At 62.9% G+C, this 13,134-nt stretch carries 14 protein-coding genes; 6 read left to right on the forward strand and 8 right to left on the reverse strand.

All coding sequences use genetic code 11. The annotated features are described in order from the left end of the window. The gene (locus tag ACQZAB_RS11955; RefSeq protein ID WP_428389752.1) at nucleotides 1-933 is read left to right on the forward strand and encodes an ABC transporter ATP-binding protein; all 933 of its coding nucleotides are present in this window, start codon (nucleotides 1-3) and stop codon (nucleotides 931-933) included. A gap of 103 nt (nucleotides 934-1,036) precedes the next feature. Here ACQZAB_RS11955 and ACQZAB_RS11960 read toward each other — a convergent pair whose 3' ends face one another. Further along, nucleotides 1,037-1,972: a hypothetical protein gene (locus ACQZAB_RS11960; RefSeq protein ID WP_428389753.1), complete on the reverse strand. Its 936-nt coding sequence runs from the start codon at nucleotides 1,970-1,972 to the stop codon at nucleotides 1,037-1,039. Nucleotides 1,973-2,120: 148 nt separating this feature from the next. On the opposite strand from ACQZAB_RS11960, the gene ACQZAB_RS11965 reads away from it, so the two are divergent. Beyond that, nucleotides 2,121-3,239, forward strand: coding sequence for an Mrp/NBP35 family ATP-binding protein (locus ACQZAB_RS11965; RefSeq protein WP_428389754.1), 1,119 nt, complete (start codon nucleotides 2,121-2,123; stop codon nucleotides 3,237-3,239). Here the strand turns inward: ACQZAB_RS11965 and ACQZAB_RS11970 are convergent. The 3 genes from ACQZAB_RS11970 to ACQZAB_RS11980 are packed head-to-tail and all read right to left on the reverse strand — an operon-like array spanning nucleotide 3,232 to nucleotide 5,856. Then, on the reverse strand, nucleotides 3,232-3,795 hold the full coding sequence (locus tag ACQZAB_RS11970; RefSeq protein ID WP_428389755.1) for a rhodanese-like domain-containing protein: 564 nt from the start codon (nucleotides 3,793-3,795) through the stop codon (nucleotides 3,232-3,234). The two genes, ACQZAB_RS11965 and ACQZAB_RS11970, sit on opposite strands and share 8 nt — an antisense overlap. 3 nt (nucleotides 3,796-3,798) lie before the next feature. Beyond that, on the reverse strand, nucleotides 3,799-5,502 hold the full coding sequence (locus ACQZAB_RS11975; protein WP_428389756.1) for an FAD-dependent oxidoreductase: 1,704 nt from the start codon (nucleotides 5,500-5,502) through the stop codon (nucleotides 3,799-3,801). A gap of 12 nt (nucleotides 5,503-5,514) precedes the next feature. Further along, nucleotides 5,515-5,856, reverse strand: a complete 342-nt coding sequence (locus ACQZAB_RS11980) for an ArsR/SmtB family transcription factor (protein WP_428389757.1) — start codon at nucleotides 5,854-5,856, stop codon at nucleotides 5,515-5,517. A gap of 83 nt (nucleotides 5,857-5,939) precedes the next feature. Between ACQZAB_RS11980 and ACQZAB_RS11985 the strand changes: the two genes are divergently transcribed. Together ACQZAB_RS11985 and ACQZAB_RS11990 are read left to right on the forward strand one after the other, a co-directional pair. Further along, the gene (locus ACQZAB_RS11985) at nucleotides 5,940-6,497 is read left to right on the forward strand and encodes a DUF4760 domain-containing protein (protein ID WP_428389758.1); all 558 of its coding nucleotides are present in this window, start codon (nucleotides 5,940-5,942) and stop codon (nucleotides 6,495-6,497) included. Between the two features lie 30 nt (nucleotides 6,498-6,527). After that, on the forward strand, nucleotides 6,528-7,160 hold the full coding sequence (locus tag ACQZAB_RS11990) for a gamma-glutamylcyclotransferase family protein (RefSeq protein ID WP_428389759.1): 633 nt from the start codon (nucleotides 6,528-6,530) through the stop codon (nucleotides 7,158-7,160). A gap of 114 nt (nucleotides 7,161-7,274) precedes the next feature. Here the strand turns inward: ACQZAB_RS11990 and ACQZAB_RS11995 are convergent, their stop codons facing one another. After that, on the reverse strand, nucleotides 7,275-8,492 hold the full coding sequence (locus tag ACQZAB_RS11995; protein WP_428389760.1) for an aminotransferase class I/II-fold pyridoxal phosphate-dependent enzyme: 1,218 nt from the start codon (nucleotides 8,490-8,492) through the stop codon (nucleotides 7,275-7,277). After that, a complete protein-coding gene (locus ACQZAB_RS12000) occupies nucleotides 8,467-8,802 on the reverse strand; it encodes an HU family DNA-binding protein (protein ID WP_428389761.1) in 336 nt (111 codons plus the stop codon). The genes ACQZAB_RS11995 and ACQZAB_RS12000 overlap by 26 nt, the downstream gene beginning before the upstream one ends. A 198-nt stretch (nucleotides 8,803-9,000) precedes the next feature. On the opposite strand from ACQZAB_RS12000, the gene def reads away from it, so the two are divergent. Next, entirely contained in the window at nucleotides 9,001-9,516 is a 516-nt protein-coding gene (def, locus tag ACQZAB_RS12005) for a peptide deformylase (protein WP_428389762.1), read from the forward strand. After that, nucleotides 9,513-10,520 (forward strand): methionyl-tRNA formyltransferase, encoded by a 1,008-nt coding sequence (gene fmt, locus ACQZAB_RS12010; RefSeq protein WP_428389763.1) that lies wholly within the window; start codon nucleotides 9,513-9,515, stop codon nucleotides 10,518-10,520. The genes def and fmt overlap by 4 nt, the downstream gene beginning before the upstream one ends. Here the strand turns inward: fmt and ACQZAB_RS12015 are convergent. Together ACQZAB_RS12015 and asnB are read right to left on the reverse strand one after the other, a co-directional pair. After that, complete coding sequence (locus tag ACQZAB_RS12015) at nucleotides 10,500-11,198, reverse strand: hypothetical protein (protein ID WP_428389764.1); 699 nt, start codon at nucleotides 11,196-11,198, stop codon at nucleotides 10,500-10,502. The two genes, fmt and ACQZAB_RS12015, sit on opposite strands and share 21 nt — an antisense overlap. A 76-nt stretch (nucleotides 11,199-11,274) precedes the next feature. Then, entirely contained in the window at nucleotides 11,275-13,134 is a 1,860-nt protein-coding gene (asnB, locus tag ACQZAB_RS12020) for an asparagine synthase (glutamine-hydrolyzing) (RefSeq protein WP_428389765.1), read from the reverse strand.

Raw genomic sequence — 13,134 nt, forward strand, 5'->3', positions numbered from 1 at the left:
ATGATCGAGACCCAGAACCTGACCAAGAAATACGGCGACCTCGTCGCCCTCGATCATCTCAACCTCAAGGTCGAAGCCGGTGACGCCTTCGGTTTCCTCGGCCCCAACGGTGCCGGCAAGACCACGACCATGAAGATCCTCGCCACGCTCCTCAAACCGAGCTGGGGTGAGGCCCGCATCGACGGCCTGAGCGTTGGCCCGGTCAACGCCCAGGAAGTCCGCAAGATCATCGCCTATGTCCCAGATTCATTCGGCTCCTACGCCGATCTCACCGTCACCGAATACCTCGAGTTCTTCGCCGCCGCCTACCAGATCACCGGCGCAGCTCGCCGCCGGGTGATTGGTGATGTCCTCGAACTCACCGGCCTGACCGGCAAATCGCTCTCCGAAGTCAACGGCCTTTCCAGAGGCATGCAGCAACGGCTCTCGGTGGCCCGGGCCCTCCTGCACGACCCCAAGCTGCTCCTCCTCGACGAGCCGGCTTCGGGGCTGGACCCCCGTGCGCGTGTCGAAATGCGTGAGCTGCTTAAGGAGCTTCACCGGATGGGCAAGACCATCCTGATCAGCTCCCACATCCTCCCGGAGCTGGCCGAGCTCTGTAATCAGTTCGGCATCATCGAACGCGGCAAACTCCGCTTCGTCGGCAGCCAGCAGGAACTGCTCGAACGCTCTCAGACCGGAGCCGTCCTCCGGATCCAGGTGGCCGAGCGATCCGACGACGCCCGCAGAGCCCTCCAGGGGCTGTCTGGCGTGGTCAAAGCCGACATCGATCCCGACGGCATCCGCGTCCAGCTCGAAGCCCACCACCCCGAAACGATCGGACAGATCGCCCGCTGTCTGGTCGAAGCCGGCCTCAAGCTGACAGAACTCAAACCCGAACAGGCCAGCCTTGAAGCCGCCTTCCTCAGCATGACCGAGGGAACCGTCCAGTAAACCAAAGCCATCACGGCATTAAAGAACCCCACAGGCCTGACCTGCGGGGTTCCGTGTCTCGCCACCTTATCCGGTGAGCACGGAGCAAAGCTCCGCATATCAATTATAGATCCAGTTGGTCATCCCGTCGAGAATTTTCAGGGTTGAATGATCCATCCGGCTCCAGCCGTTCCTCATCCATCCCCATCCCCTGCCCAGCTTGTCGTCCAAACCCGGCAACGGGTCCAGCGTCACTTCTGGGGCCCCGTAAACCTGGGCGGTCTCGGCGATCTCGGCGGTTTGAAGCACCATCCCGCCTGCCTTCACCACGCCGATCAAAAGCCTCGGTCTGACGGCGCTCGAACCGCTCACGCAGCATCTCCAGATTCTCATCGAAAATCGTCTGCTGCCTCTCGGTCAGGGTATCCCTGACCGACTCCAGCTGATCCACCAGTTTCGGGGCACTCTCGCGGAGCTCCCGGTACTCGGCCATCAAAGCCGCCATCTGCTCACGGTCTTCAAGCTCCCGCGCATCCCGCGCCTCGGCCTGAAGATCGCGTAGCGTCTCGGCATTCGCTTCCCGCCAGGCCTGCATCTCAGCGCGATAAGCCTGAGCCGATGCCATGATCTCGGCGCGTTGATCCTCATTCAGTTCGATGTCCCGGAACAGATCACGCAAGACACTCCGAGACTCACCGCCGTGCTGACCTTCACGACTCACGCCACGCGGCCCTTCACCACGCTCGCCGCCACGCCCCATCCGCTCACGCTCACGTTCACGTCCAAAAGCCGGACCACGCCGACCCGGTTCCGCCATGCCGAACACCTGCCCGCCATCACGGAATCCCCTCGCATCCCGAGGCACTCTCCGGTCAAAACCGGCTTCCCTCCGAGGTCCCCGCTCAGGACGCATGCCATGGGCACAGTGCTGACAACCCGTTTCACTCATCCCCGGACCCCGAGGCGGTCCCTGCTGAGCCAGAGCCGGCATCACCGCAAAGCCGCCTGCGCCCAGAACCAGAGCCGTAGCGGAAGCGAGCAGCAGGTTTCGTGTGTTCATCCGAGACATTATCGATCCTTTCACTTAGCGTTCGGACATCTCTAACCCAACGCCCTCAGCCCTTCCCCATTGCAGCCTCCAAAAAGATTTCTCGGATTCGCCCGTGACGCCCATCGCCCCTAGGATCCCAGTTCAGGAGATACCCCCCATGTACGCCACCAAAGAGCAGGTTCTGGAAGCCCTCAAGACCGTTCAGGACCCCGAACTCCACCGCGACCTCGTCACCCTCAACATGGTTCGAAACGTCGCCGCTTGTGATGGCGTCGTCTCGCTCGAAATCAAGGTCTCGTCCCTCAACGACTCCCTCAAGGATGAGCTCAAGTCACGCATCATGACGGCCCTCGCCAAACTCGATCCCAAGGTCCAGAAGCTCGACATCGAATTCGTCACCGGCCTCACCCAGGCCGCCGGCCAGAACCCTCCTCAGCCAAATCAGCAGCAGGCCCAGCCCGCCAAGGAAGACCTGCTGCCGGGCGTCAAGCACATCATCGCCGTCGGGGCCGGGAAGGGGGGTGTCGGAAAATCAACCGTCTCCGTCAACCTCGCCATCGGCCTCGCCCGCCGCGGTGCCCGCGTCGGCATCCTCGATGGCGACATCTACGGCCCCTCCCTGCCGACCATGCTCGGCCTCGACCGCTTCGAACCCAAAGCCGAAGGTAAGAACCTACTGCCCTTCGATGTTCATGGCGTCTTCGCCATGTCGCTCGGCTCGCTCGTCGAAGACGAAAAACCCCTCATCTGGCGGGGACCGATGGCTCACGGCGCCTTCCGCCAGCTTATCAGCCAGACCATGTGGGGCGAACTCGATTACCTCATCATCGACCTGCCCCCGGGCACCGGCGATGTCCCCCTCACCATGGCCCAACTCCTCCCGCTCACCGGCGCTGTCGTCGTCTGCACCCCGCAGAAGGTCGCTCAGGACGACGCCCGCCGAGCCATCGCCATGTTCCGACAGATGCGCATCGAAGTCCTTGGCGTCGTTGAAAACATGAGCTACTTCATCGGCGACGACGGCAAGGAATACGACATCTTCGGCAAAGGCGGAGCCGAACTCATGGCCCAGCAGGCCGGCGTCCCCTTCCTCGGACAGATCCCCATCAACACCGCCATCCGCTACAACGCCGACGCCGGCGACCCCACCGCCAACTTCACCGCCGACGACCAACTCGCCAGCGAACTCACCGCCGTGACCGATAAATTCGCCGCGCAGGTCTCCATGCACCTGATGTCCGAGGCTGCCGACCGCCCAACACTCTCGGTCAGCTAGCGCAGCTCGCTCCCTGTCCTCGATTCCAAGGCATCTTCGCCAGCAAAATCGCCATCCCGCAGGTATCACTCAGCCCCGCAAACAGAAGCCCTGCGCCGACAAAACCCGACAGCCCGAAGAAGCCCGGGTGAATCAAAAACCCGCCAGTCACACCCAGCAGCACCAGCGAACCGGCCGCGATCTGCACCTGCCTCATGATCGAGATCGTCCCCTTGCCCCGCACCACCGGCAGGCCGGCCGAAACCCACGCCGACGTCCCGCCCTCCACATTCACCACACGCTCGAGCCCCTGCTTAGCGAGCAGTTCGCAGGCTTTGGCACCCCGCCCACCCGACTGGCAAATCACATACACCTCGTCATTCTCACCAGCATGCTCACGCACCGCATCAACACTCAACGCGTCGAGTGGCACAGAGATCGCCCCGGGCACATGCACCCCCCGATACTCACCAGCCGTGCGCACATCGATCAAAACCACCGCATCCGTAGTTTTCAGAGCCGCGTCCAGAGCAGACACATCGACCGTTCCATATCCATTTGACGCAGTCACAGCCATCACTCACACCTTTCGTCTCAGCACCGAAGCGTCACCATGACGCACAGCACGCGAACGAACCGTCGCCCCGCCCGACAGCTCAATCACCTCAGAGAATCCCTGCTGCAAAAGCAAACGCGCCGCCACGTGACTCCGGACACCCGAGGCGCAGCTCACCACCGTCGGCCGCGATGGGTCCAATTCGCCCAGCCGAGACCTCAGCTCATCAAGCGGAATCTCGATCGCGCCCGAAATACCCGCCAACGCAACCCGCTCGATCTCACCCGCCGTGCGCACATCGACCACCTGATACCCGCTCAGGTCTTCATCCGCCGCGGCAAAACGATCAAAGCCATCGATCTGATTGCACGCCGCAAACGCAGCCATATGCAGCACATCCTTCGCAGAACCAAAAGGCGGCGCATAAGCCAGGTCCAGACCCGCCAGATCACGAACCGTTCCCTTCATCGCCATCAGCGTGGCCACCACGTCCAGACGCTTATCCACCCCCTCATGCCCAACCGCCTGAACCCCCAGCACGCGCCCGTCCTTTGAGTCATACACCAGCTTCAGCGTCACCGGCCGCGCGCCCGGGAAATATCCCGCGTGATGGTTCGCGATCACCGTCACCGAATCGACCTCAACCCCAAAACGCTCCGCCGATCGAACCGTCAGCCCCGTCTGACCCGCCGCCACCTCAAACACCCGCACGATCGACGTCCCGAAAACGTCCGCCATCTCATCCGACCGATTGATCGCCGCGTGCGTTCCCGCGATCCGGCCCGCCCGATTCGCCGGCCCCGCCAACGCAACCCGCATCGGCAGACCCGTCGGCCCGTACGCATACGCCACCGAATCCCCCACCGCATAGATATCCGGATCCGACGTCCGCATGAAGCGATCGACCGTGACACCACCGCTGGCACCAAGCGTCAGCCCAGCCTCCTTGGCCAACTCGGTATTCGGAATCACCCCGATCCCGAACACCACGATCCCCGCTTCCAACGCATCGCCTGTACGAAGTGAAACACGCAGTCGCCCACCATCCCGGTCGATCCGAACCACCTCGTTATCAACCCGAAGATCCACGTTAGCCTCGCGCAAGGCCTCTGCCACCGGCACCGCCATCTCAGGATCCAGCAAAGCCATGACCTGAGGCGACCGCTCAATCAGGCTCACTTCGAGCCCTCTCCGACGCAGCTGCTCAGCCATCTCAAGACCGATGTAACCGCCACCCACCACCACCGCACGCCGATGATCCATGCCCTCAAGATGCGAGTCAATCGCATCCGTATCCTCAAGGTTACGCAGCGTAAACACGCCTTCCAGCGACGCCCCCTCAATCTCTGGCCGTATCGGACGGGCACCCGTAGCAAGTATCAGCTTGTCATACGCCAGCTTGATCTGCGAGCCATCCTCATGACGCAGCACAACCACCTGCTTGGTCTCTCGATCAATCGCGATCGCCTCATGCCGCGTCCGAACATCCAGATTAAATCGCCCCCGCAATAACTCGGCCGAAGCCACCGTCAGCTTCTCCCGCTGCTCAATCTCTCTGCCCAGGTAATAAGGCAGCCCGCAGTTCGCAAACGATACATCCCGATCCTTCTCCAGCAGAATGATCTCGGCATGCTCAACCATCCGCCTGGCACGCGCCGCCGCAGATGCTCCTCCGGCCACACCTCCCACGATCACAATGCGCCGCCGATCAACCCGCACGTCCGCCATCACGGAATCCTCTCAATCAACACTGACCTGGCCCAGACGTTCAAGGTCAGACCCGTGACGCCGCAGGCACTCGATAATGAAACCAACCGCCGGGTGCGCCACCCTGTAAAAACAGGCGCGCCCGTCTCGTTCGCACACCACCAGGCGTTGGCCACGCAGCTGGGCCAGATGGCCCGAAACCGCCGCCTGTGGGTACCCGATCACCGCGGCCAAAGCACTCACCGACAGCCTCTGGTTCATCAGCGTCTCCACAATCCGCAGCCGAACAGGATGCCCCAGCACCCGCAGGATCGGTGCCGCCGCTTCCAGCAACTCCCACGGCAGCGATCCTTTTGTAAGCTCGGCGTTAGACATGACATCATAGTATCAAGATAATTAGATACGTCAAGCCCGCAAGCCTCAGCTATCTTCCAACACACCACCCGACGAGAGCCGCCATGTTCAATCCCGATCTGCCCACCCACTGGTTCCTGCTGATGCTCGCCAAAGAGTTCATCTTCCCAGTGCTCGGGCCTGTCATCCTCGCCACCGCACTCTTCTACACCCGCCACCACTTCCGGGTCACCCGCGTCGCCAGCCACATCTCGCGTTTCAACTCATCCGAAGTGATGAAACTCCGCGCTTCCACCGACCGCTGGCTCGAAAGCATCGAGGCCCCCACCGAGGCCGGCGAAGCCCCGAACGAAGCCGAAATCCGCCGACGCATCAACGCCTTCCTCGACAGCCGGGAAGACCACGACCGCGCCACCCACACCGACATCCGCACCTTCTGCAATCACTTCCAGGAACTCGGCACCGAACACAAGCAGGGCCTGCTCGCCAAGCGATTCTGCTACGAGGTCTTCGACTACCTGGTCCCGCACTACTACGAACGCCTCAAGCCCTACATCGAGGCCCGCCGCACCCGCGACAGCCCCTTCCTCTACCGCAAGTTCGAGATGCTAGCCGAACGGTACGCCGCCTCCAACCAGCAGCGCGAAAAACGCGCCCGCTAATCCCGACGCACAGCCAGCAAGGAACATCACTTGATCGGTATCTTCGGCTACGGCTCACTCATCCAGACCGACTCACGCCTCACAACCGTCGCTAAAGCCCAGACGGCTCAGCCCTGCCTGCTCGCCGGCTACGAGCGCCTCTGGAACACCCGCGCCTACTTCCTGGGCGGAGGCATCAGCTTCCTCGGCCTCCGCCCCCAGGCCGACCACCAGACCAACGGCGTCTTCTTCCTCGTTGACCTCGACGGCTACGACGCCCTCCGCCAACGAGAGACCGGCTACGTTCCTGTTAACCTAGAAGCCGACCAACTCCTCCCCGTCGCAGATAACAAACAATACCTCCAAGCCGACATCGCCCGCGCCGACCGCCTCATCACCTTCTGCTCCGCCGACAGCCTCGAACCCACCGCCACCTACCCCATCGTCCAGTCCTACCTCGACATCTGCCTCACCGGCTGCCTGGAGATCGACGACCACCTCAACCAGCCCGATCACGACTTTACCCGCCAGTTCCTGGATACCACCTCCGGCTGGAACGAGCACTGGGTCAACGACCGCATCCATCCCCGCCGCCCCTTCGCCGCCTGCCCCCGAGCCCGCGACATCGACAACGCCCTCCGCCAGACCCTCCCCCACCTCGTCGACCTGATCCGCAACGAATAGTAATACGCTGCCATCTGATCGTTCATGCGAATCGCAGTTTCTTCGCTAGCTGATACCCGATGTCCAGCATCGGAAGCTATGGAGGCTGCCCATTCCCGACGCCTACTGGGTTCTCTACCCGCCACCCCCCAACTGACCCACCACCCCCTCAACCACACCCTCCTCCAGATCCGCCCGAAGCGACACCCGCACCCGCGCCGCACCCGGAGCCACTGTTGGCGGCCGGATCGCCACCGCCAGATAACCCGCCGCCTCCAACCGCTCCGACAACGCCACCGCCTCCGCCGTCTCACCCACCACCAATGGCACAATCGGCGTCACAACACCCGTCGCCAACTCAGGCAACGTCCAACCGTGTGCTAGCAACTGCTCTCGCAACCCCCGCGACACACCCGCCAAACGTTCTCGCCGCTCCGGCTCATCGCGCACCACTTCGAGGGCCGCCAGAATCGCCGCCACCTGACCGGCCGGCGGGGCCGTCGTGTAAATCAGCGACCGCGCCCGGTTCACCAGCGTATCGATCAACACCCGGGACCCTGTCACGATCCCGCCGACACCTCCCAACGCCTTGCTTGCCGTACTCACTGTCGCGAAAACACGATCAGTCACGCCCTGCAACGCAACCAGCCCCGCACCCGATGCACCAAGCACGCCCGTGCCATGCGCCTCATCCACAATCACCTGCGCGCCATGCTGCTCCGCCACCTCGCACAACGCAGGCAGGTCCGCCGCGTCCCCATCCATCGAGAACACCGAGTCTGTCAATACATAGCACCGCCGATGTGAACCAGCATGCCTGCCGAGCAGCACCCCGAGACGCTCATAATCCCCATGCGGAAACGAACGGCACATCGCCCCGCTGCTCCGCGCCGCATCGATCAGGCTCGCATGACTCAGCTTGTCGAAGAGGATCACATCCCCGGCCTCCGCCACACTCGTCAGCAACGCCAGATTTGCCAGGTACCCCGATCCCAGCATCACCGCAGCCTCCGCATGCTTGAACGCCGCGAACGCCTCCTCCACCTCCCGATGTACGGGCAGATGCCCAGTCACGAGCCGACTCGCGCCGCTCCCCGCACCATACCGCTCTGTCGCCCGGACAGCCGCCTCAACCACCCGTGGATGACGGCTCAATCCCAGATAGTCGTTCGAAGCCAGATTCACCAGCCGCCTGCCACCCCGCTCAACAACTGCTCCCGTACCCTCGGTCACAACAAGCGAGCGGCGAAGGCCCTCGGCCTCACGTCGCTCGAGTTCTCGTTTCAGTTGGTCATCAATCGACGAAGCCCGTCCCGCCCCATCGGTGCTAGAGAGCGTCGTCGTCATCGTCATCGGTCAGGTCCACGGTCGCCAGTTCATCGCCGGACAGCGTCTGCTTCATCAAACGCCCCACCTTGAACTTCACCGTCCGCTTGGGAGGAACCTCCACCGGCTCCAGCGTCTTGGGGTTCTGAGCCATCCTGGCCTGCCGCTGCTTGACCTCAAACACGCCGAAGTCCCGAAACTCCAAGCGGTTACCCTTGCCAAGCTCAACAATAATGCTGTCCAGAAAGCTCTGGACAATCCGCTTCACAACCACCCGCTTCTGCCCCGTGGCTTCCGCGATCTGATCAATCAGCTCTTTTTTCGTGATCGTCGCCATGCATTCGCCCTACGAGGTCCGTCGCCAGACGGCTGACTTACCCAGGTTCACAACGTCGCGGTCACAGGCCCAAACCGTCGCCCGCACAACGATTTCAGTATGACGCTCACACCGGGGCAGGTCAAGCGGCAAACCATTGCAAACAGTGAAATTAGCACACTGCTTGAGCCCCGCATCAACCCCTTCTAGCATGCCTATATGTCCGTCGATCCCTCTCAACTCGCCATCATCCATCACCCAAACCCCGTTCTGCGCCAGAAAGCCAGGCCCATCCCCGAGATCACCGACGAGGTCCGCGCGGTCGCCCAACGCATGCTCGACATCATGCACGAAGCGCCTGGCGTCGGCCTCGCCGCACCCCAGGTCGGCCTCAGCTGGCGACTCTTTGTCGCCAACCCAACCGGCGAGCCCGAGGACGACAGCATCTATATCAACCCCAGATTCATCGAGTTAGGGCGCGAACAGGAAGCCGCCGATGAAGGCTGCCTCAGCCTCCCGGACATCACCTGCGCCGTCCGCCGGCCCATCACCGCCACCATCGAAGCCCAGAACGAGCAAGGCGAAACCATCACCCTCACCGCCGAAGGCTTCCCCGCACGTGTCTGGCAGCACGAGTACGACCACCTCGAAGGCACCATGATCATCGACAAGATGACCCCCACCGACCGCATCGCCAACCGCAAGGCCCTCAAAGCCCTGGAAGACGCCCGATGAAGCTTCTCTACGCCGGATCCGGCGCCTTCGGCTTACCCACCCTCCAGCACCTCTACCAGCACCACGAGATCGTTGGCGTCGTCACCCAGCCCGACAAGCCCGCCGGCCGCAAACGAATCCTCACCCCCACACCCATCGCCGAATGGGCCGTCGAGCAGAAGCTCCCCATCCTCAAATCCCAGAACATCAACAGCGAAGAGGAACTCGCCCAACTCCGCGACTGGCAACCCGAGGCCGGCATCGTCATCGCCTTCGGCCAGAAACTCGGACCCGAGTCAATCGCAGCCATGGGCAGGCTCGCCGTCAACCTCCACGCCTCCCTGCTGCCCAAATACCGCGGGGCCGCCCCCATCAACTGGGCCATGATCGAAGGTGAAACCCGAACCGGTGTCTCCGTCATCGGCCTCGCTCAACGCATGGACGCCGGAGCCGTCTACGCCCAGGCCGATCTCGCCATCGACCCCAAAGAAACCGCCGGCGAACTCCACGACCGCCTGGCCCTCCTGGGACCCAACGCCATCGCCCAGGTCCTCAACCAACTCGCAACCAACACCCTCCGGCCCATCGAGCAGGACCACACCCTCGCCACCAAGGCCCCCAAATTCACCAAGGCCGACGGCACCGTCGACTTCAATCAGACCTGCCACCGCGTCCGCTGCCGCATCCACGGCCTCACGCCCTGGCCCGGCTGCCGCGTCCGCTGGGTCGCCGCCGACGGCACCGACCAGGGCGAACTCCACCTCCGCCGCGTCGCCGAAGTCCCCGACCTCTCCTGCACCGTCGGCCTCGAAGCCATCGACCGCCCACCCGCACCCGGCACGCTCCTCGCACCCACCGAAGACAACCGCCACCAGACCGACCTCATCGCCACGCCCGATGGCGCCATCCGCCTCCTCGAAGTCCAGGCCCCAGGTCGCAAAGCCATGAGCTTCGCCGACTTCCAAAAAGGCAAAGCCATGCAACCCGGCGACCGTCTGTTGCCGCTAACGCCCGAGCCTGCGTAACACCAGGCACAGAACACCAAGCCCAACAACCATTGACGAAGGCTCAGGCACCCGAAGCGAAAAATCAAAAATCGCCTCAGGTCCCGAGAATGAACCATCATTCGCTGTTGCCACCGCCGTGATCGTGTAGTCGCCAGGCGTCAGCGTCCCCCAGTAACCCTCGGGCCCCGTAAACAGCACACCACCGAAAAACCCCACAAACTCACCCACCTCCTCCTCCGCAATCACACCATCCGGCCCACTGAGCACCACCGAAGCATGATTGAAGCCCGAATCAGCACTGATAAAGCCGTTCAGGCTGTAGTCGATGGGCTCGGTCACCGTAAACCCCACTTCGAGGTAGCTCGAACCTCCCGCAAACCCCGTCCCGACACCGCCGCCGCCCGAGCCCGTCCCCGTACCTTCGCCACTGATCACCCAGGGCAGCACCTGCGATGTCTGCAGCGCCACCCCAGTGCCACCGCCGCCGAACTCGGTGCCGGTGTAGCTGAACGTCAGCAGGTCGTCGTAAAGGCCGAAACCAGCCGCAGACACCTGCTGACTCTGAGTGCCTGCAGCATCACCCGCCGAGGCTGTCAGCGTCCGTGTCTGGTAGTTTAGGATCACCCCCGCCGAAGCCATCGTCTCCACCAGAATCAACACAGAGAGTCCCGCTGCCAATGAATGCCAGTGACGCATCGCCTGCCTCCTCTATCTCAGGATGAATAAGCCTGAAGACCCGAGTGTAGGCGATAATGACGAAATCCCAAGCGTTTTAGCGTAAACCCTCAGCCCACAACGCCAGCTGCCACAGCGCAAACAGCCGATGCGAATGGTCTCGCTTTCCTGCCCGATGCTCCTCAAACCAAGCCAGCCCCGGTGCCGTCTCCAGCCCGATCGCAGAAAGTCCCTGCCCACGCAGCGCACCCTCTAACGGTCCTGCCAGATCACCCCGCAACCAGTCACTCAGCGGGATCGCAAAACCCTTCTTAGGCAGACTCGCAACCCAACCCGGAACAAGCTCCGACGCCAGCTGCCGTAGCACCCCCTTCGGACACCCGCCCGGCATCAACACCGGATCGGGCAGATGCCCCGCCAGGTCGCACACCTGCGTATCTAGAAGCGGGCACCGCACCTCCAGCGCCACCGCCATCGACGCCCGGTCAACCTTCCGCAGCAGCACATGCGGCAGGTAGTGCATCAGGTCCCAACGCATCGCTGCATGAACCCGGTCATGCGTCCCCGGCCAGTCCGGCACCTGCGGCGCATCGATCGGCTCCGTCTCGATCAGCCCAGGCATCAGCGCACGAATCTGATCATCCCGAAACAGATGGATCATGTCGTGATAGTGCGCCGCCGGCTTCCGACTCGACTTCGCCGCCTCAAGCAGCCGCCGCACCCGAGCAGGCAGCGACCGAGGCCGACGATCCGAAAACAAACCGGATGGCAGATGACTCAGCCACCACCCATGCCGACGTAGCAGCCGCATCGCTCGGTACCGGTCATACCCCCCAAACAACTCGTCCCCGCCATCCCCCGACAACGCCACCGTGACATGTTCCCTCGCCGCCCGACACAACCAGTAGGTCGGCAGGATTGAACTATCCGCCGTCGGATCACCGGTCAACGTCATCAGATGTCTGAGATCCCCTGCGATATCATCCGGCCGAGCCTCCAGCACCGTATGCTCCGCCCCGATGTGCGCCGCCACCTCCCGTGCTGTCTCCGATTCGTCGTACGCAGCCCCCGGCACCCGCACACTGAACGTCCGCAGCCGATCACCACCCCGCTCCGACAGCCGCTGCTGCGCTAGCCCCGCCACCACCGAGGAATCAATCCCACCCGACAAAAAACAGCCCAGCGGCACATCCGACTCCAAGCGCGCATCCACCGCCTCGGTCAGCACCTCCCGCAGTCCATCCACCACCCCCAGCCGAGTGCTCGATTTCGAAATAGGCGGAGGCTGCCAGTACCGCTCGATCACCCTCCGCCCCTCACGAACCCGAATCCAGTGTGCCGGCGGCACCTCCGTCACCCCCTCCAGCAAACCCTCACCAAACGGATAGCCGTAGCGCAAAAAAGTCAGCAGCGAACCCCGTTGAATCGCTGGCCGCTCACCACCCACCAACACCGCAGGAATCAGACTCCCAAACCGAAGCCCCTCCGATGTCTGCCGCAGGTAAAGAGGCTTCTTGCCCGTCCGATCCCGAGCCATGAAAAGCGTCCGCGTATCCTCATCCCAGATCACAAACGCAAACATCCCGTGCAGATGCTTCGGCAACTCCTCCCCCCACTGCCGATACCCGTAAAGCAGCACCTCCGTATCCGAGTGATCCGACACGAACACATGCCCACGCCGCTGCAGCTTCCGCCGCAGCGCGTGATGGTTGTAGATCTCCCCATTGAAAACCAGATGCAACGGCTCACGATCATCCCTGCGCGTGATGTGCATCGGCTGCTGCCCGCTCAGCAGATCGATCACCGACAGCCGCGCATGCACCAGCGAACACCGGCCGTGATGACTCATCCCCTCGCCATCGGGACCCCGATGCCGCACCCGTTCTAGCATCGCCCGCAACAGACCCTCGTCCGCCGGACGATCATCATGCCTCAGGATGCCCGCGATCCCGCACAC

It is taken from the genome of Mucisphaera sp. (assembly GCF_965279675.1).
In the GTDB taxonomy this organism is placed as follows: domain Bacteria; phylum Planctomycetota; class Phycisphaerae; order Phycisphaerales; family Phycisphaeraceae; genus Mucisphaera.